Genomic DNA, 22,030 nt, shown 5'->3' on the forward strand with positions numbered 1-22,030 from the left:
AATTATCTCATTAGAGGTAATTAAGCAGAGGTAATTAAGCTTTTTTAGGCAATCCAGAATGGATACGATGAGACCGTATAGGTGATTTCAAAGAAACGTGTGCCTAAATCTTCACCATCAATTTGACCATATTCTAAAGAGTTGACGGTAAGTTTTATTTTATCTGATGTAAAGTGATGAACCCCTTTTTGGGTCACATGTCTACCAGAAAACATTAAAATAGCTAGATAGAGTAATTTAAGGGTCCTCGATTTTTCTATGATAATTAAATCTAAATTATTTTTAGCGGGATCCGCCATTGGTAAGATTGGAACGCCACCACCAAAGTAGGGATGATTGGATGTTGTTAAAAGAAACGCATTTTGATAGAATTTTCGCTGACCATTAACGTGAACGGTCACCGGAAATGAGCCTTGTTTTGATAGGGTGCTCAACAAGGCACTTAAGTAGGTAAGCGAGCCTAAATGGAGCTTATTTAATATTTTTTTTGAGCTTGATTGGTTTGCGATGCTAACAATTTGGGCATCAAAGCCTATGCCAACATTATTAACAAAGTATTTCTTTTCATGACGTGAAAATTCTTGTAGAACGCCAAGATTTAATAACTTAGGCGAAGTTGTCTTTAATATTTGTTCAAGTGCCACTAGTGGTGACTTAGGAATGCCAACGCCTCGAGCAAAATCGTTTCCAGATCCGGCGGGGATATAAGCAATAGGGATATCAAATGTGTCAGCGTTTTTAACGCCGTTAATACATTCATTTAAGGTACCATCGCCGCCAATGACTAGTATAATATGAGTATTATTTATTTCAGGCTGATAGTGTCTGGCATAATTTTCCGTTAAAAGGGAAGCATGACCAGTATATTTTGTTAAATGCGCGTTAAAATTGATTTGTTGTGTTACTAAAACTTTTTTGATGGATTGCCAAACTGATTTAGCATGACCGCTTCCAGCAGATTCGTTGACAACAATAAAATACTGATGCATGAGCTTCCCTCCTTAATGAGACACTAAACAAGTATAACTAAAATCTATAAAAATTTAAAGACAAAATTGCGTTAACGCCAGTTTAATTTTGTGATTGCACAAAAAAAGGACAACATTCTGAAATAAATGTTGTCCTTTTTCGTTAAACGATCACTAACATTGGTAAAATCATTGGTTTACGTTCAGTTTGTTCATATAAGAATTTTTGTAAGTCATCAACAATTGCATCATTGATCATGGCTTCCGTAATTTTATCGTTTTTCAATAAGCGACTCATGACACGGAATAAGCGACGGCGACCTTGGTTAATTAATTCACCAGATTCACGCATGTAGACAAATCCTCGTGATAATAAATCAGGTCCTGCTTGAATTTCATGTTTCTTCATGTCAATTGTTGCCACGACTACGACAAGACCTTCTTCAGAAAGAACTTGTCGATCATTTAACACAGTGCTACCAATATCGCCGATACCTGAACCATCAACATAGATATCGTCAGCTTCAAAGTGACCAGCAATTCTAGCAGAATCACTCGTTAAAGCTAAAACATCACCATTTTCCATGATGAAGCTGTTTTCTCTTGGAACACCAATTTGTTCAGCTAAGCCTGTGTGAATTTTAAGCATTCGATATTCACCATGGACAGGGACGAAGTACTTAGGTTTCATCAAGCTAAGCATTAATTTTTGTTCTTCTTGGCCACCATGACCAGAAGTATGGATGTTATTTATTTTACCATGAATAACCGTTGCACCAGCTTCTGAAAGTTCGTTGATAACGTGGTTAACACTAATTGTGTTACCAGGAATTGGTGAACTTGAGAAGACAACGGTATCGCCAGGTTGAATGGAAACTTGACGATGAGTTCCGTTAGCGATACGGCTAAGTGCAGCCATTGGTTCGCCTTGTGAACCAGTACATAGAATCAAAATTTCGTTTGCAGGCAATGAGTTGATATCGCGTGCATCGATTAAAGCGTCATCTGGAATGTTTAAATAGCCCAATTCACGACCGTTGACAATTGCAGCTTCCATACTACGTCCGAAGACGGCAATTTTACGACCTTTGGCAACGGCAGCTTCAGCAGCTTGTTGAACTCGAGAAATATTTGATGCAAAAGTAGCGAATATAATCCGACCTTCACCTTTTTCAAAAATTCGACGAATTGATTTCCCAACAAATCTTTCTGATTTTGTGAAATTAGGAATTTCAGCATTTGTACTATCAGATAGTAAACAGAGAACACCATCAGCACCAAGTTGGGCCATTCTTTGAAGGTTAGGCGGCTGATTAGTAACAGGTGTCAGATCAAATTTGTAGTCCCCAGTGACTACAATGTTACCGGACGGCGTTTTGATTGCAACACCTAAGGTATCTGGAATTGAATGAGTTGTTCTAAAGAAAGACACACTTGTTTTTCTGAATTTAAGAACAGTATCTTCATCAATTTCATGCATTTCTGTTGTGGCAAGTAACCCATGTTCTTCTAATTTTCCTTTGATTAATGCGGAAGCCAAGGGGCCAGCATAAATCGGTACGTTAATTTGTTTTAATAAGTAAGGGATACCACCAATATGATCTTCATGACCATGGGTGATAACTAATGCTTTAATTTTTTGTTGATTGGCAACTAGGTATTGAAAATCAGGAATAACGTAATCAATTCCTAATAATTCATCCTCCGGAAACTTAATGCCCGCATCGACGATAATGATTTCATCTTGAAATTGAACACCATACATGTTTTTACCAATTTCACCTAAACCACCGACTGCGAAAACACCAGTTTCGTTATTTTTAACATTTATCTTTTTCATTCAGAAAACTCCGTCATTTTGAAAGCCGGATTTTCCTTTTCGTATGCTAAAGCTTTTTCTGATAATGTTTCGATGAATTCAATGTTATGTGTTGTTTGGTGACCAACAATACTTTGAGCTTCAATTTCAGAACCTGCTTCAAGGAAAAGTGACTTTGTTTCTTCTCTTTGTGGATTTCTATCTTGTGTTTCTTGATAATAAACTTTAAAAATCATGTGTAAAACTCCTTTAAATTAATTGATATCATTTTGCTTAAAATGATTTGGAATGAAAATTAGAAACCGAACTGGGGGTTGTTTGCACAACATATAATTTATATTTTATCATATATTATTATTTAAGTATAGAATTGTAAGACCTCAATGGGCTTATAAAGGATAAATTTTAATAGACATGGTATAATTGTAGAAAATTATGGCATAAGAAAGCGTGGTATTTCATATGTGGATGATAGTGAAGATAATTATTGTAATCGTTCTAATTGTTAGTATCATTCTTAATTATGGTCGATTAAAGAGAAATAGACGGATTACTGTTTTTAAAAATGAAAGCAAAAACATAACTGATGCTGCGGTTAAATTTGCTTTGAATCATCTTCAGGAGAATGGGTATGGGATTGATTCAGGGCTTTTAAAAGTGACAGAAATTGTTTCAAAAGTTTGGGGCAAAAAAGTTATGGTATTTGAGTATCAATTTAAAATGAAGGATCCTTCAAAAAAAGAGATTGAAAAAATAAGAAAAAACTTTTTGGATTTATTTGAAGAATTTGAAAAAATGACTTTTGTTAAAAAAAATGCGGAGGCTAAAACGGCGTTTGAAGTGACAGATCTCTGGTATCTAGAGGGTATCTTACATTTAGACGTTGCTTACTTAGCTAATGAAGAAACCATTTTGTACACTAAAGATTTAAAGAAAGTATAGTTTGTTTTAAGGCAAATAAAAAAGTTCCCTCAATTATTGAAGGAACTTTTTTTTCAATGATTATTCAAGCATGACAGCGTCATCTGGTATTGCAAAAGGTTTGTCATCATTAATATGATCAAAGAAGAGGATACCATTTAAATGATCGATTTCATGTTGAACAACGATTGCTTCATAATTTTTTAAGCGAATCTTGTGTTTAGCGCCTTCGAGATCGAAATAACGAAGGGTGATTCGATCGGCTCTGGGAACGTAACCAGGGACGTCTCGATCAACTGACAAACAGCCTTCACCTTCTGAAAGTGCAGCAACTTGAACTGATTGACTTAAAATAGTTGGATTGATTAAGACTTGTTTAAGTGTGGGTTCTTCACCTTCTGGTCCAGGGATTAGAACGGCAGTCATTCGTTTAGAGATGGCTAATTGTGGTGCAGCTAGACCAACACCAGCACGTAGATGGTATTTTTTAGCTATTTCTTCATCTTGGCTATTTTCTAGAAATTCCATTAAATCATGTGCTAATTGTTTATCATCATCTGAAAGCGGAAAAGTCATTTCGCTTGAGCGAGCTCGTAAAATGGGATTGCCTTCACGAATGATGTTTTTCATTGTAATTTTAATCAAAATAATACCTCCAAATTAATATTCTACCGTATATTGTAGCATAAAATAATCATACTGTGGGGTTTTGAAAATTGGTGGCATGTTTCATTCTTTTAGTTTTTACAAGATTGCTGTAAAATGAATCTTAAATAATAAAATAAATTAATTTTAAGTCTAGTGCTTTAATGAGTTATAGATTAAAATGAGAAAAATACGTTAGCAAATAAGAGGAGTTTAACCTATGAATAATAAAATTAGTTACCCATTAGAGTCACATTGGACTACCGAGGATATCATTTCTGTTAGTGAATTCTATAAAGCAATAGAATTAGCAAATTCCACAGGTGTTGATCGCGAAGAATTACTTTATAACTATCGCGAGTTCAAAAAAATTGTTCCGTCTAAAATGGAAGAAAAACAGTTAGGCAGAGCTTACGAAGATGAATCAGGGTTTAGCATCTACCGGACAATCAAATTTGCAAGGGAAAGTACAAGAGATATAATTAAAATTAATCAACTAAGGAGCTGAAAGATTTGAACATTGATGAAGTTAATCGTCAAGTTAAAAGTTGGCTAAGGGAAGCACGTGAAAATATTATTTTAGCATTCGGAGATCCATTGTCTGTCGAGACAAAAAGTAGTCGAGTGGATCTTGTCACGAATATGGATAAACAAACCGAAAAATTTTTAGTCAGTAAAATTAGAACATTTGATCCAAAAGCAAAAATTCTTGGTGAAGAGGGATTTGGGGATGATGTCACAAATCTAGAGGGGACCGTTTGGATTGTTGATCCTATCGATGGCACAATGAATTTTGTTAAACAGAAGGATCATTTTGCAATTATGATTGGTATTTATGAAAATGGTATTGGAAAATTGGGATTTATCATGGACGTTATGAATAACGTTTTGTATTCGGGTGGCCCAGATACCGGTGTTTTTGCAAATGAAAACAAACTTGAAAAACCTGAAAATACATCGCTTAAGGATGGCTTATTAGGTTGCAGTTCACCAATGTTAATGATGGATTACAAACACCTGCAAACAATCGTTAAGCACAGTTCTGGTGCTAGAGTATACGGTAGTGCAGGGATTGAGTTCGTTCATATTTTGCGTGGACAAGAAATTGGGTACGTTTCTCACTTGAAACCATGGGATTTTGCGGCTGGTAAAATATTGGCAGAAACTCTTGGTATCACGGTGAAAACAATTGACGGTACAGAGCTTGATATGTTACAATCAGCAGATGTATTAATAGCAACGGAAAACGCACAAGAGGACATTTTAAAACTGCTCAATAGTTTTTAGTAGAATCGCGTTGTGGCTGTGACTAACAAGTCGCAGTTTTTTTATGCGATTTATTTATGAAAAAGTATGAAAACTTTTAGTAAGTGTGTTAATTGTCTGCTATAATAGTGAACTGTAGTTATTATTCGTAAAAATATTAAGGCTCCAACGAAAGGAAGAACAAACTTGAAAACAAGAGATGACATTCGTAACATCGCGATTATCGCCCATGTCGATCACGGTAAGACGACTTTAGTTAATGAATTATTAAAACAATCAGATACATTGGACGGCCATTCAGAAATTAGTGACCGTGCTATGGATACAAATGATATTGAAAAAGAACGTGGTATTACTATTTTATCAAAAAATACTGCTGTTAGAGTTGGCGACAAACAAATTAACATTTTGGATACACCTGGACATGCCGATTTCGGTGGTGAAGTAGAACGTATCATGAAAATGGTTGATGGTGTTTTACTTGTCGTTGATGCTTTTGAAGGAACAATGCCACAAACACGTTTTGTTTTGAAAAAAGCTTTAGAACAACAATTAGTACCTATTGTTGTTATCAACAAAATTGATCGTATGGGCGCTCGTCCACAAGAAGTTGTTGATGAAGTTCTTGATTTGTTTATTGAGTTGGGCGCTGATGAATCACAACTTGATTTCCCTGTTATCTATGCTAGTGCTTATAACGGTACATCAAGTATGGATCCAGATATTGAAACACAAAAACATTCTATGGATGATGTTTTCAAAACAATCATCGATACAATTCCTGCACCAATTGATAATAGTGACGAACCATTACAATTCCAAGTGTCAATGTTGGATTATAATGAATATGTTGGTCGTGTTGGTATTGGCCGTGTATTCCGTGGCAAAATCGCTGTTGGTGATCAAGTTTCTGTTATTAAACTTGATGGCTCAGTTCAAAATTTCCGTGTTTCAAAACTTTTCGGTTTCTTCGGTTTAGACCGTGTTGAGATTGAAGAAGCTAAAGCCGGTGATTTGATTGCTGTTTCAGGGATGGATGACATCTTCGTTGGTGAAACTGTAACACCAACTGATCATCAAGATGCTTTACCATTATTGCGTATTGATCCACCTACACTTCAAATGACATTCAGAACGAATGATTCACCATTTGTTGGACAAGATGGTAAAAACATTACTGCTCGTAAGATGGAAGATCGTCTTAAATTACAATTGCATACTGATGTTTCATTGAAAATTGAAGATACAGATTCTCCTGATGCTTGGGTTGTTTCAGGTCGTGGAGAATTACATTTATCAATCTTAATCGAAACGTTACGTCGTGAAGATTTTGAAATTCAAGTATCACGTCCAGAAGTTATTTATCGTGAATTTGATGGTAAGATGCAAGAACCTTTTGAAAGTGTCCAAATTGATACACCTGATGAATATTCTGGTGGTGTTATCGATACAATGGCTCAACGTAAGGGTGAAATGATTAACATGGAGACTGGTAATAACGGTCAAACACGTTTAACATTCTCAGCTCCTACACGTGGTTTAATTGGATATGATTCACAATTCCTTTCAATGACTCGTGGATATGGTATCTTGAACCATACTTTCTCTGAATACAAACCTGTTATCCGCAACTGGGAACCTGGTCGTCGTAATGGCGCATTAGTTTCAATCAATTCCGGAAAAGCAACAACATATTCAATCATGAGTATCGAAGAACGTGGAACGATTTATGTAACACCAACTACTGATATTTATGAAGGAATGGTCGTTGGTCAAAGTAGCCGTGAACGTGATATTTCTGTAAATATTACTAAAGGTAAAGCTATGAGTAATGTTCGTTCTGCTAATAAAGATCAAACAGCTTCAATTAAGAAACCAACTATTCTTACACTTGAAGAATCATTGGAATTCTTGAACACCGATGAATTATTGGAAATCACACCAAATAATCTTCGTTTACGTAAACGTATTTTGAATACAAATATGCGTGAAAAAGCTCAAAAACAACATAAAACAGATTCTAAAAAAGCATAATTAAAAAAAGAGTTAAAAATGATTAAGTTCATTTTTAACTCTTTTTTTAATTTATGATAAGCGGTAGTATGGTATACTATTAAAAGTTACGAGAGGAGAAAACCGATGAAAAACAACATTTCTAAAGAAGATGTGATGACTGTTTTACAAGAAGATGCAGATAAAATAAAAAATCTTGTCAATAAACAACGAGACACGCTGTGTTTATTAAGTTGTCCTGCATTTGAAGAAGTGATTGACACGCAATTATTCGGTTTTTCTCGTGAAGTAGATTTTGTAGTGAAGTGTGAGCTCATTGAAGAGAAAACGGGTAAGAAACTGATTAAGGATCTTGAGTCAGTTTTAAATGGACACTTTAATGCTAAATTTGAAAAAATGAAGAAATAAGTTGGATTGAAAATGCAAATTTTAAAAAGAATGGTACAAAAATTACAATATCTTGATTATTTTATTTTTATTCCTTATATTATATTATCGGGAATTGGTGTAGTAATGGTTTATTCGGCTAGTTCATATAAAGTCCAAATGGCTGGTGGTGATCCAACAACCTATTTAAAAAAGCAGTTACTTTTTGCTATCTTGGGTTTATTAGTTGCCTTATTTGTGTATGCAATGAAACTTAATTTTTTTAAGAGTTCTGGATTTATAATGTTATTTGGTCTGGTATCCATTAGTGCCCTTTTATACGTAGTGGTCAGTGGTAAAACGGTTAACGGTGCGGCAGGATGGATTAATCTGGGTCTTTTTAACGTTCAACCTGCGGAAATAAGTAAGATTTTTTTGGTCTTATTTATGTCTCAACAAGTTGCTTTTCGTGAAAACAAAGAATTAAGTTACGACAATAGATATAAACGCCGTATGATGTATGGACTTACAGTGGGATTACCCTTATTTCTAATTTTAATTGAACCAGATGTTGGTGGATTTATGATTAATCTTAGTGTGGTTATCCTTATTATTTTGGCGAGTGGGTACTCAATTGGGATTACGTCACTGATTTCCGTTGGAGGGATGGGTGGCTTAGTCCTGCTGTTATCGAAATTAAAATCTGTTTCGCCTAATGCTGGTGGTCCGTTAGCTTATATGGCTAGCCGTTTCGAGTCCTTTAGTGACCCATTTAAATATAAGCAATCTAGTGGGCAACAGTTAGTAAATTCATATTATGCGCTCAGTAATGGTGGGATTTTTGGTGTTGGACTAGGGAATAGTATTCAAAAGCGAGGGTACTTACCCGAAGCTTATACTGATTTCATTTTATCAATTACGGGTGAAGAACTGGGTTTAGTGATGGTAATTTTCATCTTACTATTATTTTTCGGGATGATTGGCCGAATTATTTTTATTGGGTCTAAAAGCAAGGACACCTTCCATACACTTTGTTGTTACGGAATTGCGATGTTTATGACAGTACAAACGGTTTTCAATGTGGGTGGGGTAACAGGGATGTTGCCTATCACGGGTGTAACATTCCCATTTCTTAGTTATGGTGGCTCAAGTATGCTTATTCTTAGTTTCTGTATTGGCTTAGTTTTAAGCATATCAGCTTTAAGAAAAAAAGAATTATTAAATAGTAAATAAAAAGGAGGTCGCAGTTAGATGCCTGATGAAGAAAATGCTATCAAATTAGTTATTCAAAAAAGACAAGGTGTTATTGTCTTTTTATATCATATGAAACAAATTAAGCAGTTAAAACGATTTGGTATTATTCAGTATATTTCAAAGAAAATGAAATATGTTGTGATATATATGAATCGAGAAGACCTTCCCGAGACAGTCAAAAAAATTCAAAATTTGAAATTCGTTAAAAAAACAGAAGTCTCTCATCGTCCTGATATTGATATGGATTTTGGATCACGGATGGGTGAAAAAGCATTTAAGTTAACGGATGAAGATCAAGAAAAATTTAAAAATAAAAGTGAGTAAAAAATTATGCGAATAATTGCTGGTGAATATGGTGGCAGAAAATTAAAAGCGGTCCCAGGTATGGCAACGAGACCCACAACCGATAAAGTTAAGGAATCAATGTTTAATATTATTGGTCCTTATTTTGATGGCGGTAAATCGCTAGATTTATTTGCAGGGAGTGGTGGCTTAAGTATTGAGGCAGTTTCTCGAGGAATTGAGCATGCTGTTTTAATTGATAGGCAATATCAAGCAATCAAAACAATTAATGACAATATTGCGGTTACAAAAGAAGACGATAAATTTACCGTGTATAAACAAGATGCCGATAAGGCTATTGGCCTTTTAAAAGGTAAAGAATCTTTTGATGTCGTTTTTTTAGATCCACCTTACAAGACGCAAGAAATTATTGATACGATTCAAAAGTTAGAAAATAATGCGTTATTAAATGAACGTGCTTTAATTATTTGTGAAACAGATCAATATGCTAAGTTACCTGACGATATTTCTGGCTTTAATTTATTTAGAAGACAAGATTATGGTATTACTCAGGTAACCATTTATCAAAAGGAGAACTAAAATGAATGCCGTTTTTCCAGGAAGTTTCGATCCATTAACTAATGGACATTTAGATATTATCATTCGTTCAAGTCAGATTTTTGATAAGGTGATTGTCGCAGTAATGACGAATACCAGTAAAAAAGCTATGTTTACAGCTAGTGAAAAGGTAGATTTAATTAGTGAATCTGTTTTTAAACTACCTAATGTGGAAGTAGTTGCTGTTGAGTCTGACTTAACGATTAATTTAATGCATGATTTATCTGCAAAAATAATTATTCGTAGTGCCAGAAATACGGCAGATTTCGAATATGAAAAAGATATTGCATTGATGAATAAAGAATTAGATAACACAGTTGAAACGATATTAATGTTAGCAAGTCCTAAATTTGCGCATGTTTCATCAAGTTTAATGAAAGAAATTTTTAAGTTTGATGGTGATATTACAAAGATGGTACCTGAACATGTTAAAACAGCTATGATTGAAAAACGTCATGAAAAATAAGTCTTTTTGGGTACGATATAAACGCTGGATTTTTACTTATTTGGGCATAGCTATCTTTATAATTTTGCTGTCAGTGCCATTGCCATATTATATTGAATCGCCTGGTACGGCGGAATCAGTGGGTAGTCACTTAGTTGTAAATAACAAAAAAGATCATAAAAAGGGCGATTTCTTACTGACAACGGTTTATGTTCAAAAGGCCAGACCTTTGACACTTTTATATAGTCGGTTGTTTGGTAAGTATAATGAGATTTTGAAGCAAGAAGATGTGACTGGTGGCAGTTCAAATGAAGCGTATAATATGCTTCAAAAATATTATATGACAGACTCAATTAATCAGGCTAAGTTTGTTGCTTTTAAGGCGGCTAACGAAAAAGTGTCCTTAAAATTTCAAGGTGTTTATGTTATGTCAGTGTTGACTAAATCTAATTTCTACCATGATCTTAAGCCTGGGGACGTCATCACTGCTATTGATGGCAAGCAATTTGCTAGTGAAAAAGGGTTTATCACTTATATTAAATCTAAAAAAGAGCTGGCAAAAACGACTGTTACATTTAGGCGTGATGGTGTTTTAAAAAGGGTTACGAAGAAATTAATACCGTTGGATAAAGGTAAGACACCTGGTTTAGGAATCACTTTAATCAATAAAACGGATGTCAAAACGAGCATACCGGTTAAGGCGAATGTAGCATCGTTAGGTGGTCCTTCTGGTGGATTAATGTTTACGTTACAAATTTATTCGCAGTTAACGAAAGCTGATATTCGACATAATCGGACGATTGCTGGAACTGGAACGATGTCTGCTGATGGCGAAGTTGGTGATATTGGTGGCATTGATAAAAAAATTGTTGCTGCTGATAAAGAACACGCCAAACTCTTTTTCGCACCTGATAATAAGCTTTCTAAAGCAGAGCTCAAAAATGACCCAGATGCTTTAAATAATTATGAATTAGCAAAGAAAACGGCCAAGCAAATTGGTACAAAAATGAAAGTTATTCCTGTTAAAACTTTTGATGATGCACGGCATTATTTAGAAAAAACAAAATAAAACGAATCTCAGTCCAATGAGATTCGTTTTTTTGCGTATTTAAGAGGTGAAAGGGGTGAAAAAAATGGATAAAATAAAAAATAGTTGAATTGAACATCGAAAAATGATCCTTATTTGTGCGTTAGCTGTCATTTTGTTAGGTATTTATTTGTTAGTGACACAACATAAAAGTAGTGTCGCTAATGATATGACGCTGGCTAATGTGGATAGTGTGGCATCTAGTTCGAAAAAGACCGTTTCAAGTCACTCGGAGACTACAAATGTTGGTAAGATTGTTGTTGATATTAAGGGAAATGTAAAAAAACCGGGTATTTATACAATGAAAACGGGGATGAGAATTAGTCAGGGGATTGATTTAGCTGAGGGATTTTTATCTAGTGCGGACCAGAAACAAATTAATTTAGCTCAAAAAGTGACAGACGAGATGGTAATTTATGTTCCGGCAAAAGGAGAAATAAAAGCAACTGCAGCGTCTAATAGCAATGCACAGCCATCTTCTGTTGGAGGGATAGAATCCAGTTCAGATACAGACACAGACACTAAGGAAAAGCCGGCTAGTGATTCAACGGTTAATTTAAATACCGCAACAAAAGAACAACTGCAAGAATTGACAGGAATTGGACCAAAAAAAGCAGAACAAATCTTACAATATAGAGAAGAACATCAATCGTTTAAAACGACGGATGAAATAAAAGAAGTTGGCGGTATTGGTGACAAAACGTTTGAAAGTCTTAAAGACTCATTAGCAGTCTAACTTTTTTTAGAGACCTATTTTTGATATACTATAAAAAAATGAAAGAAGGAAATGCATAAAATGTCTGATAATAGAATTCCTTGGGATCAATACTTCATGACACAAGCAGCATTACTATCATTAAGAAGTACATGTGAAAGACTATCTGTTGGCGCAATACTTGTCAGAGATAAGCGTATCATTGCGGGTGGCTATAATGGTGCTGTTTCAGGCGATGTACATTGTATAGATGAAGGCTGTTATCTTGTTGATGGTCATTGTGTGCGCACGATTCATGCAGAAATGAATGCCATTTTACAGTGTGCAAAATTTGGTTCAGTAACAGATAATTCAGAAATCTATGTAACAGATTTTCCTTGTTTACAGTGTACAAAAATGCTCCTTCAGGCCGGTATTAAGAAAATACATTATTTACGTAATTACCATAATGATGATTACGCTATTTCATTATTAGAAAGAAATAATGTTCGTTTTGAACAGGTAAAAGTTGATAAAAATTATATTGAAGAAATTGTTCTGAATAAAATCTTTTCCGAATAAAATCAATTGAAGCAGTTGATCTCTTTTTTGTGACAGTCCTTGTCGGAATAAGCAGTCTATGGGTGATAACATTTAATCTTATTTGGCTTATATTTGCTAGTATTATTTTTATCCGAATGATTGCCTTAAAACGACCCATAACGCTTTATATGTGTGTTATTTGTATGCTGATTTTTGGCATTTATTTTTACGTTAATGCGAAAGAAGTTCGGCAACAGGTTTTAGTTGAAAAAGAAGTCAGCCAGGTCATGATAAAAATTTATCCTGATGATTATTCAATTAATGGAGATTTGGTCAGCTTTGAAGGCCAGATAATTTCTGATTCTCAAAAAGTTCATGGCTTTTATAGCTGTAAGTCACAAGATGAGCTTGATAAAATTAAGCAAAATAAACAAACGCAACTTATTAATAGTGACATTAAAATTCAGGCGATGAAGCCAGCAACAAACGAAAATGAATTTGATTATCAAAGCTTTATGCGAACAAAATCTATTTATAATAATGTCACAGTTGTAAAGATTAACAGTCAAATAAAAGATCAGCAAAAATTTTCAATTGCGACTGGATTGAACAAATTGCATGAAATACGTGCGAACTTAAAAAGTTATTTTGATTCGTTATCGCATCCGTTAGATAAGTTTTTAAATGCCTTGATAATTGGCGAAAAAACACAGGACTTCAACCAAGAATTAGCGTCAATAAGGCAATTAGGGTTAATTCATCTATTTTGTTTATCAGGTTTGCATGTGTATTATTTTGTCATGCTAATAGGGATGTTAGGAAATTGGCTATTCATTCCACGAGAAACCATGAATCGTGGCTTACTTTTCTTATTGCCATGTTATTTAGTTATCGCAGGAGAATCAAGCAGTTTACGACGTGCAATTTTTATGTGTATGGTTCAAATTGTTTGTGAATTAATGGGTAAGCCTGTTCAAGGGATTGTCGTTTGGTGTCTTGCTTTACTACTTGGGTTATTGATTGAACCACAGTTGCTAGCTACATTTGGTGGACAACTTAGTTATTTAATGTCGCTGTTATTAATTTTCATGGGAAATAAAAGTAATCTTGAATCAGGTGTTTGGTTAAATTTATTTAGTTTACCTTTTGTTTTGTTCAATGTTTATCAGTGGCATATTTTATCGGTTGTGCTTAGTATCTTTATTATTCCTATTTTTGAGTTTTTAATTCTGCCAATTGTGATTCTTGGTGGGCTAATTGGACACCATTTTCCATATGCAACTGATGTCATAAATCACATATTAAGTGCGTTTATTGGTTTTTGTGATCAATTGGCGCGTTTACCGTTGACAATAACCTTTGGTAAACCGAATTTATATATGTGTGCCTTGCTTTTAGTTTGTTCTCTTGGCTGTTTTCTACGTCAGTCGAGTATGAGACGTTGGATAATGCTTATTAGCTTATATATAGGGATATTTTTGTGGATTCACTTTCCAATTCGACAAGAAGTTGTCTTTTTTGATATTGGACAAGGGGATTCCACCTTAATAAGAAAACCATTTAATAGACAAATTACATTGGTAGATACTGGTGGGAAAGTGCATTTTAAAATGGATGATTGGCGAACTAGAAAAGAGTATCAAACTTCTGGTGAGCGGGTTATTGCTAATTATTTACTCAGTAAAGGTATTACCCATTTAGATTGTTTATATTTAACACATCAAGATGCGGATCATATCGGTAATTTTCCCTCCATTTTAACCAAAATTACGGTTGATAAGATGATTGTTCCGTCTGGAATGGAGCAATTACCACAATTTATTAAAAAAATTCAGTCGACTCGGCCACCTAAGGTATTGATACCTATGACGGATGCAAGTAAAAAATATGATTCCAGTTTAATGGTGTTACATCCGTTTGCTGCTGGTGCAGGAAAAAATGAGGATTCACTTGTTTTGCTAGGGTCAATTGGAGAACGCAATTATCTGATTACTGGTGATTTGGATCGAGCAGGTGAAAAAAAGGTTATTCAAAAATATCCTAATTTACACGTGTCTATTCTTAAAACAGGGCATCATGGGAGTAAGACAGCAACTGATCCATTATTCGTTGCTCATATTAAACCAAATTTAGCTGTGATTTCTGCTGGAAAGAATAATAGATATGGCCATCCGCATAAAGAAACACTGGATACTTTAAAAAAATATCGGGTACCATTTGTTAGTACAGCAGAGCATGGTATGATAAAAATTAGTCAGTTTCAGAATTCTAAAGAAAAAATTGAAGTTTTTAACAATGAAAAGAGTTGATAAATATGAATTCACAAACAATTATTTCATCATTATCCCTTGAAAATGTGAAACCGGTAAACCTCGTATTGGGAAATGAAACTTATTTGATGGAAGATGTAAAAAAAGCATTTACTGATTTGATACCTGAAGAAGAGAGAACGATGAATTTGGGTAAATATGATATGGAAGAAGTTCCTTTGGCTAAAGCATTAGATGATGCAATGTCTGTTCCTTTTTTTGGTGATAAGCGCCTTATTTTTATTCAAAATCCTATTTTTCTCACATCAGATACTAAAAAAAGTAAAATTGAACATGATATTAATGGATTTTTGGATTATTTAGCTCATCCAGAGCCAACCAGTATTTTGGTTATATTGGCACCCTATAAAGAATTAGATGGGCGTAAAAAAATTAATAAAGTCCTTAAAAAGTCTAGTTTAATGATTGACAATCAACCTTTGAATGAGCATGCGACGCGTCAATTTATTGTTCAAGAAATGGCAAATAAGTCGTTTGAAATAGATAAAGATGCGTTAGATTTATTTTTAGAAAGAACAAATGCAAAATTATCAACGATTATGAATGAGTTACCCAAATTATTTTTGTATAATTTTGAGACACATCGAATTACGTTGTCATCTGTTGAAAGTTTAATTTCAAAAACTTTAGAACAAAATATATTTGATTTAGTAGATGTTGTTATTGCAAATAATATTGAAAAGTCGGTAACGTTATATCATGATTTAATTTTGCAGAATGAAGCACCTATTAAAATAAATGCGATATTACTCGGACAATTTAGATTATTATTGCAAGTAAAAGTATTACAAGATAAAGGCTATTCGCAAGGGGATTTAGCTAGTGTTTTAAAAGTACATCCTTATCGGATTAAACTGGCACTTCAAAAAGTAAAAAAATTTAAGCGAAATGATTTACGAAAAATTTATTTAGCGTTAGTTAACTTAGAAAAAACAATGAAAACGACGCAACAGGATCAAGAGGGGTTATTTTCATTATTTATGCTTCAAATTAATCGAGTTAATGCATAAGACAAAAAAAGTCCTAGTAGACTATTCATCTACTAGGACTTTTTTGAAAACTTATTTAGCGTAACGAGCAGCCATACGAGACTTATCACGAGCAGCTTTGTTTTCTTTGATCAAACCTTTAGAATGTGCTTTGTCGATTGCAGTAATAGCAGCTTTGTATAAAGCATCTACGTTATCGACACCAGCAGTCTTAGCTTGTTCAAATTTCTTTACAGCAGTACGCATTGTGCTTAATTGAGCAGCATTTTTAACGTTTGCTTTTTCATTCGTTTTTACACGTTTAATTGCAGATTGAATAATTGGCATTTAAGTCACCTCCACTTATCATGATCACCTTATTGGTTCTCAACAAATATTTCAACAACCATTATTATACCTAACCAAATTAGTTAATGCAATGAAAACTTGTAAAGGATTTTTACTTGATAGTAATCGGTAACGATTGAAAGTAACAAAAAGCTTGCATTATGCTATAAATTTTAGTAAAGTTAGGTTTGTTCCAATTAACCTTTAACTGAGTTTGTTGACGTCTCACCGACGACTTACTCGGTTTTAGGCATTTAGATTCAGAAAGGTGGGAAACACTAATGGCAATTACAAACGAAAAGAAAACAGAAATTATGAAAGAATATGCTCGTCAAGAAGGCGATACAGGTTCTGCTGAAGTACAAATCGCTGTACTTACTGCAGATATCGTCGAATTGAATGCACATATTGGCGTTCATAAGAAAGATTTCGCTTCACAACGTGGTTTGATGAAGAAAATCGGACATCGTCGTAACCTTTTAGCATATTTACGTAACAAAGATATTCAACGTTACCGTGAATTGATCCAACGCTTAGGTCTTCGTCGTTAAAACTAAAAGCAAAACTCTTAATAGGAGTTTTGCTTTTTTTATTTTAAAAATTAAGATAAGTCTAGTAGAAGTGAGCTAAATGTAAAACGTTCATAAATTTTATGGTATAATTAAGATTCAAATAAAGAAAAAGAAGGTTTTTTTCAATGGACGGATATAGAGTTGCAGTAGTCGGCGCTACAGGCGCCGTTGGAACAAGGATGATTCAAATGCTTGAGGAAACGAGTTTACCCATCATTAGCATCAAATATTTGGCATCTAAACGTTCTGCAGGAAAAGTATTAAAATTTAAAGATCAGGCTGTTATCGTAGAAGAAACAACACCTGATTCTTTTGAGAACGTTGATTTGGCTTTATTTTCTGCTGGTGGTGGCGTATCGAAAAAATTTGCCCCCGAGGCCATTAAACGTGGTGCAGTTGTTGTAGATAATACGAGTGCATTTAGAATGGATCCAGATGTACCATTGGTAGTTCCTGAAGTTAATGAGCAAGCCCTTTATGAACATAAAGGTTTAATTGCTAATCCTAATTGTTCAACAATTCAAATGGTGGTTGCGCTAGAGCCAATCCGTAAAGCTTATGGCTTGAAAAAAGTTGTTGTTACAACGATGCAAGCTGTTAGTGGGGCTGGAAACTTAGCTATCCAAGAATTAAAAGATGAAGCGCAAGCTTACCTCAATGGTGAAGAAATGGAAGCCAATATTTTACCGGCTTCTGGCGATAAAAAGCATTATCCAATTGCTTTTAATCCGCTACCTCAAATTGATGTTTTTGAAGAGACTGACGGCTACACACATGAAGAATGGAAAATGATTCATGAAACAAAGAAGATTATGTCTGACCAAGCTATTCAAGTAACGGCAACTTGTGTCCGTGTACCAGTTGTTGTCAGTCATTCAGAGTCTGTTTGGTTTGAAATTGAGAGTCATGATGCATCTGTTAAGCAACTTCAAAATGTTCTTTCAGATGCGCCTGGTGTTGTCTTACAAGATGATCCAGAACATCAAATATACCCACAAGCAATCAACGCTACGGGTAAAAAAGAAACATTTGTTGGCCGAGTTAGAGCAGATTTGGAACAAGATAATGCATTCCAATTATGGGTTGTTTCCGATAACTTATTAAAAGGTGCTGCTTGGAATTCAGTTCAAATTGCTGAAAAATTACATGAATTAAATTTATTAAGAGTTCCAAAATAATAACGAAAGGAGTGAGTTAATCTGATGTTTGAAAATGTAGATATTATGACTGCAATGGTAACGCCATTCAATGATCAGAACCAAGTGGACGAAGAGCGCTTAGAAAAATTAATTGAACATTTAATTTTGACGGGTTCAAAAGGTATCTTGGTAAATGGGACTACTGGTGAGTCACCAACATTAAAGGATGCTGAAAAGCTTAATTTAATTAAAAAAACGGTTGTTTTTGTTAACGGTAGAGTGCCTATCATGGCAGGGACTGGATCAAATAATACGATGGAAACAATTGATTTTACAAATGAAGTCGCTAGTATTTCTGGTGTTGATGCAGCTTTAGTTGTCGTGCCATATTATAATAAGCCTAATCAAAAAGGGATGATTGCGCATTTTGAAGCAATTGCAAATGAAACGAAGTTACCTATCTTTATTTATAATATTCCAGGTCGTACCGGTGTTACTATGACGGTTGAGACTATTGTGAAATTGTCTGCCAATCCGCATATCATTGGTATTAAAGACTGTACTGGTAGTGAAAACTTGAGTAATATTGTTGACCAAACGCCAGATGAGTTTCTTGTTTATACGGGTGAAGATACTGACAGTCTAAGCGCCAAAGTGATTGGGGCAAATGGGGTTATCTCCGTTGCAAGTCATATTTTTGGTACTGAAATGACAAACATGTATCAAGCGGTATTAGACGGGAACATTAAACTTGCGGGGAATATCCAAAGAGAGTTGACGCCAAAAATGGCTGCCCTTTTTGCTTTTCCATCGCCTGGTCCAGCCAAAGCTGCTTTAAATAATCAAGGTATTTTAGTCGGCGGGTGTCGATTACCAATCCAAGCATTAACTGAAAATGAAACAAAGCAACTAATAGAAACATTAAAAATATAAAATACGTAAGAGGTGAAGTAATGAGTAAAGTTAAAATAATTCCACTTGGTGGCGTTCGAGAAAATGGTAAAAATATGTACGTTGTTGAAGTGGACGAAGATTTATTTATTTTTGATTCTGGGTTAATGTATCCAGAAAATGGCTTATTGGGTATTGATATTGTGATTCCTGATTTTAGTTATTTAAGAGAAAATAAAGATCGCATTGTTGGTGTTTTCTTAACACATGGACATGCGGATGCAATTGGTGCCTTGGCCTATTTCGTGAGTGAATTTGATGTGCCTGTTTTTGGATCAGAGCTAACGATTGCTCTAGCAAAACTTAATATTGAAAGTGACCCTAAAGCAAGTAAGTTTAACGACTTCCATGTGGTTGATGATCAAACTGAAATTGATTTTGGTAAAACAACGATTTCGTTTTTTAAAACAACGCATTCAATTCCTGAATCATTGGGAATTGTTTTGGGTACTGATGAAGGACAAATTGTGTACACTGGGGACTTTAAGTTTGATCAAGCTGCAGTACCAGCTTATCAAACAGATTTTGGCCGTTTAGCCGAAATTGGTAAAAATGGGGTTTTGGCATTGTTGAGTGACTCAGCTAATGCTGAAAATCCATTTCCAACAGTTAATGAAAGTGCAATAGACGAATATATCAATGAAACTTTTGAATATCAAAAAGGACGGATTATCGTCGCCTGCGTTGCATCGAATATATTACGCGTACAACAAATTTTAAATGCCGCTAATGAAAGTCATCGTAAAGTCATTTTAACTGGCCATGATGTCGAAAAAATCGTTAAAACGGCTATGAATTTGAACAAATTGATTTTACCTGATGAGAACGTGATTGTTCCGATGAGCGATATCAGTAAATATGATGATGACCAACTCATTATATTGGAAACAGGTAAGATGGGCGAACCCCTAAAATCATTACAACGAATGGCTTTGAACCAACATTCAGCTATTAACATTCATGAAGGAGATCTTGTCTTTATTACGACAACAACGTCAAAAGCAATGGAAACGAATGTTGCCAAGACAAAAGACCTTATCTATCGTGCTGGAGCTGATGTAAAAGCTATTTCTGATGAGTTAAATTCATCAGGACATGCTGGGCAAAATGATTTACAATTAATGATTAATTTAATGCAACCAAAATATTTGGTACCTATTCAAGGTGAATACCGTTTACTTGCAGCACATGCTGATTTGGCACATGTTTTAGGGATGCCATATGATCATATTTTCATTACTGGTAAAGGTGACGTTTTAAGTTACTCAGATGGTAAAATGAATTTAGGATCACAAGTTGAAGCAGGTAATACCATGATTGATGGGATTGGTGTTGGCGATATTGGTAACATTGTCTTGAGAGATCGTAAAATTCTTTCTGAAGATGGTATTTTTATTGCAGTTGTGACAATTGACCGCAAAAAGAAAAAAATTATCAATAAACCTAAAATTACATCGAGAGGTTTTGTTTATACAAAAACAAGCCTTGATTTAATTGAAAAAAGTGCTGAGATTGTTTCAGAGACAGTACAAGATAATTTAAATAATAAAGAATTTGACTGGGGACACTTGAAACAAGATGTTCGTGAAAAAATGAGTCATTTTCTATATGAACAGACAAAAAGACGTCCAGTTATTTTGCCTGTAATCATGGAAATTAATCAATATCACAGAAAACCAGCTCAACCTAAAGAAGTTAAAACAAGTGATGCAAAAAGTAGTGAAAAATAATCAAAAAGGGATAACACAAAATGTTGTTATCTCTTTTTTTAGAAATAAATAGAGGATATTATGGCAGAAATCATTCCGTTTCCCGACCAAGAAAAACAAAATTATCAGTTGGCAAAAAAAGCGATAGAAGATAAAGATTACCAGTTAGCTACACAACTTTTTACAAAAAATTATGCGGGTCATCGGAGTTTTAAAACAAATAAATTGTTAGTGAATGCGTTAATTTTAGATGCTCAATTTGAGGAGGCACTAACGATTGCTGATGAATTTTACAGTGATTATTTAAAACGAGGGAATCAATTTGCTGTTTATTTAACTGTTTTATTGAAAAATAATAAATTTATTCGAGCTTGGCAATTAGTTAAGTCACAATCTTTTGCAATGCCAATCGTTGAAAGTGCTGAAAATGATTATCGTGAAAAGTTTGATAAGCAACTGCGACAAAATGAGCGACAATTCTCACATTTAGGAGCCGTTGATTTCTTTGGGCAGCAGCAAATTGTGCAGAGTGGATTAGAATTACCTAAAAAAGAATTTTTAACTGCTTGTCAAAATATATTTATGGATAAAGACGTGCATCCAATTATCAAATCAAGTTTGTTACAAGAAGTTCAAAGTATCCCTAGTAATTTTGGTGCAATAGATTATTTGTGGATTGATGGGATGCAGAAAAAAATTGAAATGAAAAATTTGATCGCAAATGAAAATGAACCTGTTCTTCGGAAAATTAATCAGTTAACTAAAAATGAAGATGGCTCTATTGACGTCCAATTAAATAAATCATTGAATCATATGTTAAATTTAAAATTAGGGATGATGTATCCTTTCGCAGATAAATTTGCGGGTGTCGAAGAAGAGTGGATTGAGCTAGTAAAGAGCGAACTAGGCATTGCATCTACTTTTAAAGGGACTAATGATTTAAAAAATATGATTGAATTGAATCAACTCCTTTCAAAGGAATTAACTGAAATAATGAATTAATAATAGGTAAGGCTAGCCGTTTTTAATAATCTATGATATTCTAATAAAGAATCCAAAAATTCTGCTTAGATTAGTTGTATGAGTGTAGAT

General features: G+C 34.3%; 24 protein-coding genes. 19 read left to right on the forward strand and 5 right to left on the reverse strand.

The features are described from left to right. Window positions 1-44: 44 nt before the first annotated feature. The 3 genes from ACVQ8P_RS03190 to ACVQ8P_RS03200 all read right to left on the reverse strand — a co-directional run bounded on the left by ACVQ8P_RS03190 (window position 45) and on the right by ACVQ8P_RS03200 (window position 3,023). On the reverse strand, window positions 45-989 hold the full coding sequence (locus ACVQ8P_RS03190) for a diacylglycerol/lipid kinase family protein (protein ID WP_462297450.1): 945 nt from the start codon (window positions 987-989) through the stop codon (window positions 45-47). A 142-nt stretch (window positions 990-1,131) separates the two neighbouring features. After that, complete coding sequence (gene rnjA, locus ACVQ8P_RS03195; RefSeq protein WP_462297451.1) at window positions 1,132-2,808, reverse strand: ribonuclease J1; 1,677 nt, start codon at window positions 2,806-2,808, stop codon at window positions 1,132-1,134. Next, complete coding sequence (locus ACVQ8P_RS03200; RefSeq protein WP_462297452.1) at window positions 2,805-3,023, reverse strand: DNA-directed RNA polymerase subunit epsilon; 219 nt, start codon at window positions 3,021-3,023, stop codon at window positions 2,805-2,807. Before ACVQ8P_RS03200 ends, rnjA begins: the two co-directional genes overlap by 4 nt. 232 nt (window positions 3,024-3,255) lie before the next feature. Here ACVQ8P_RS03200 and ACVQ8P_RS03205 point away from each other — a divergent pair, with 232 nt between their 5' ends. After that, window positions 3,256-3,729, forward strand: a complete 474-nt coding sequence (locus ACVQ8P_RS03205) for a hypothetical protein (RefSeq protein WP_462297453.1) — start codon at window positions 3,256-3,258, stop codon at window positions 3,727-3,729. A 60-nt stretch (window positions 3,730-3,789) separates the two neighbouring features. Here the strand turns inward: ACVQ8P_RS03205 and def are convergent, their stop codons facing one another. Next, window positions 3,790-4,338, reverse strand: coding sequence for a peptide deformylase (gene def / locus ACVQ8P_RS03210; protein WP_462297484.1), 549 nt, complete (start codon window positions 4,336-4,338; stop codon window positions 3,790-3,792). A gap of 235 nt (window positions 4,339-4,573) precedes the next feature. Here def and ACVQ8P_RS03215 point away from each other — a divergent pair, with 235 nt between their 5' ends. The 13 genes from ACVQ8P_RS03215 to holA all read left to right on the forward strand — a co-directional run bounded on the left by ACVQ8P_RS03215 (window position 4,574) and on the right by holA (window position 16,261). Beyond that, complete coding sequence (locus tag ACVQ8P_RS03215; RefSeq protein WP_462297454.1) at window positions 4,574-4,861, forward strand: UPF0223 family protein; 288 nt, start codon at window positions 4,574-4,576, stop codon at window positions 4,859-4,861. 5 nt (window positions 4,862-4,866) lie between these two features. Continuing rightward, window positions 4,867-5,640 (forward strand): inositol monophosphatase family protein, encoded by a 774-nt coding sequence (locus tag ACVQ8P_RS03220; RefSeq protein WP_462297455.1) that lies wholly within the window; start codon window positions 4,867-4,869, stop codon window positions 5,638-5,640. Between the two features lie 165 nt (window positions 5,641-5,805). Beyond that, the gene (gene typA, locus ACVQ8P_RS03225; protein WP_462297456.1) at window positions 5,806-7,653 is read left to right on the forward strand and encodes a translational GTPase TypA; all 1,848 of its coding nucleotides are present in this window, start codon (window positions 5,806-5,808) and stop codon (window positions 7,651-7,653) included. Window positions 7,654-7,758: 105 nt separating this feature from the next. Then, window positions 7,759-8,040, forward strand: a complete 282-nt coding sequence (locus ACVQ8P_RS03230; protein WP_462297457.1) for a DUF1507 family protein — start codon at window positions 7,759-7,761, stop codon at window positions 8,038-8,040. Between the two features lie 12 nt (window positions 8,041-8,052). Then, on the forward strand, window positions 8,053-9,231 hold the full coding sequence (locus tag ACVQ8P_RS03235; RefSeq protein ID WP_462297458.1) for an FtsW/RodA/SpoVE family cell cycle protein: 1,179 nt from the start codon (window positions 8,053-8,055) through the stop codon (window positions 9,229-9,231). 18 nt (window positions 9,232-9,249) lie between these two features. After that, a complete protein-coding gene (locus tag ACVQ8P_RS03240; protein WP_462297459.1) occupies window positions 9,250-9,576 on the forward strand; it encodes a YlbG family protein in 327 nt (108 codons plus the stop codon). Between the two features lie 6 nt (window positions 9,577-9,582). Then, a complete protein-coding gene (gene rsmD, locus ACVQ8P_RS03245) occupies window positions 9,583-10,134 on the forward strand; it encodes a 16S rRNA (guanine(966)-N(2))-methyltransferase RsmD (protein WP_462297460.1) in 552 nt (183 codons plus the stop codon). A 1-nt stretch (window position 10,135) separates the two neighbouring features. Then, a complete protein-coding gene (coaD, locus tag ACVQ8P_RS03250) occupies window positions 10,136-10,618 on the forward strand; it encodes a pantetheine-phosphate adenylyltransferase (RefSeq protein WP_462297461.1) in 483 nt (160 codons plus the stop codon). Next, window positions 10,608-11,666, forward strand: coding sequence for a SepM family pheromone-processing serine protease (locus ACVQ8P_RS03255; protein WP_462297462.1), 1,059 nt, complete (start codon window positions 10,608-10,610; stop codon window positions 11,664-11,666). The genes coaD and ACVQ8P_RS03255 overlap by 11 nt, the downstream gene beginning before the upstream one ends. A gap of 103 nt (window positions 11,667-11,769) precedes the next feature. Next, window positions 11,770-12,420: a helix-hairpin-helix domain-containing protein gene (locus ACVQ8P_RS03260; RefSeq protein ID WP_462297463.1), complete on the forward strand. Its 651-nt coding sequence runs from the start codon at window positions 11,770-11,772 to the stop codon at window positions 12,418-12,420. 60 nt (window positions 12,421-12,480) lie between these two features. Then, window positions 12,481-12,960, forward strand: a complete 480-nt coding sequence (locus ACVQ8P_RS03265) for a ComE operon protein 2 (protein ID WP_462297464.1) — start codon at window positions 12,481-12,483, stop codon at window positions 12,958-12,960. Window positions 12,961-13,124: 164 nt separating this feature from the next. After that, window positions 13,125-15,230 (forward strand): DNA internalization-related competence protein ComEC/Rec2, encoded by a 2,106-nt coding sequence (locus ACVQ8P_RS03270; RefSeq protein WP_462297465.1) that lies wholly within the window; start codon window positions 13,125-13,127, stop codon window positions 15,228-15,230. 5 nt (window positions 15,231-15,235) lie between these two features. Next, on the forward strand, window positions 15,236-16,261 hold the full coding sequence (gene holA / locus ACVQ8P_RS03275) for a DNA polymerase III subunit delta (protein ID WP_462297466.1): 1,026 nt from the start codon (window positions 15,236-15,238) through the stop codon (window positions 16,259-16,261). 51 nt (window positions 16,262-16,312) lie between these two features. Here the strand turns inward: holA and rpsT are convergent, their stop codons facing one another. Further along, on the reverse strand, window positions 16,313-16,567 hold the full coding sequence (gene rpsT, locus ACVQ8P_RS03280; RefSeq protein WP_462297467.1) for a 30S ribosomal protein S20: 255 nt from the start codon (window positions 16,565-16,567) through the stop codon (window positions 16,313-16,315). 281 nt (window positions 16,568-16,848) lie between these two features. Here rpsT and rpsO point away from each other — a divergent pair, with 281 nt between their 5' ends. The 5 genes from rpsO (at window position 16,849) to ACVQ8P_RS03305 (ending at window position 21,940) form a co-directional block, all read left to right on the forward strand. Further along, on the forward strand, window positions 16,849-17,118 hold the full coding sequence (gene rpsO / locus ACVQ8P_RS03285; RefSeq protein WP_462297468.1) for a 30S ribosomal protein S15: 270 nt from the start codon (window positions 16,849-16,851) through the stop codon (window positions 17,116-17,118). A 146-nt stretch (window positions 17,119-17,264) separates the two neighbouring features. After that, window positions 17,265-18,317: an aspartate-semialdehyde dehydrogenase gene (locus ACVQ8P_RS03290; RefSeq protein WP_462297469.1), complete on the forward strand. Its 1,053-nt coding sequence runs from the start codon at window positions 17,265-17,267 to the stop codon at window positions 18,315-18,317. Between the two features lie 21 nt (window positions 18,318-18,338). Then, on the forward strand, window positions 18,339-19,211 hold the full coding sequence (gene dapA, locus ACVQ8P_RS03295; RefSeq protein WP_462297485.1) for a 4-hydroxy-tetrahydrodipicolinate synthase: 873 nt from the start codon (window positions 18,339-18,341) through the stop codon (window positions 19,209-19,211). Between the two features lie 20 nt (window positions 19,212-19,231). After that, window positions 19,232-20,959, forward strand: a complete 1,728-nt coding sequence (locus ACVQ8P_RS03300) for a ribonuclease J (protein WP_462297470.1) — start codon at window positions 19,232-19,234, stop codon at window positions 20,957-20,959. A gap of 60 nt (window positions 20,960-21,019) precedes the next feature. Next, a complete protein-coding gene (locus ACVQ8P_RS03305) occupies window positions 21,020-21,940 on the forward strand; it encodes a hypothetical protein (protein ID WP_462297471.1) in 921 nt (306 codons plus the stop codon). Window positions 21,941-22,030: the final 90 nt, after the last annotated feature.

This window comes from Dellaglioa sp. BT-FLS60, assembly GCF_054941065.1.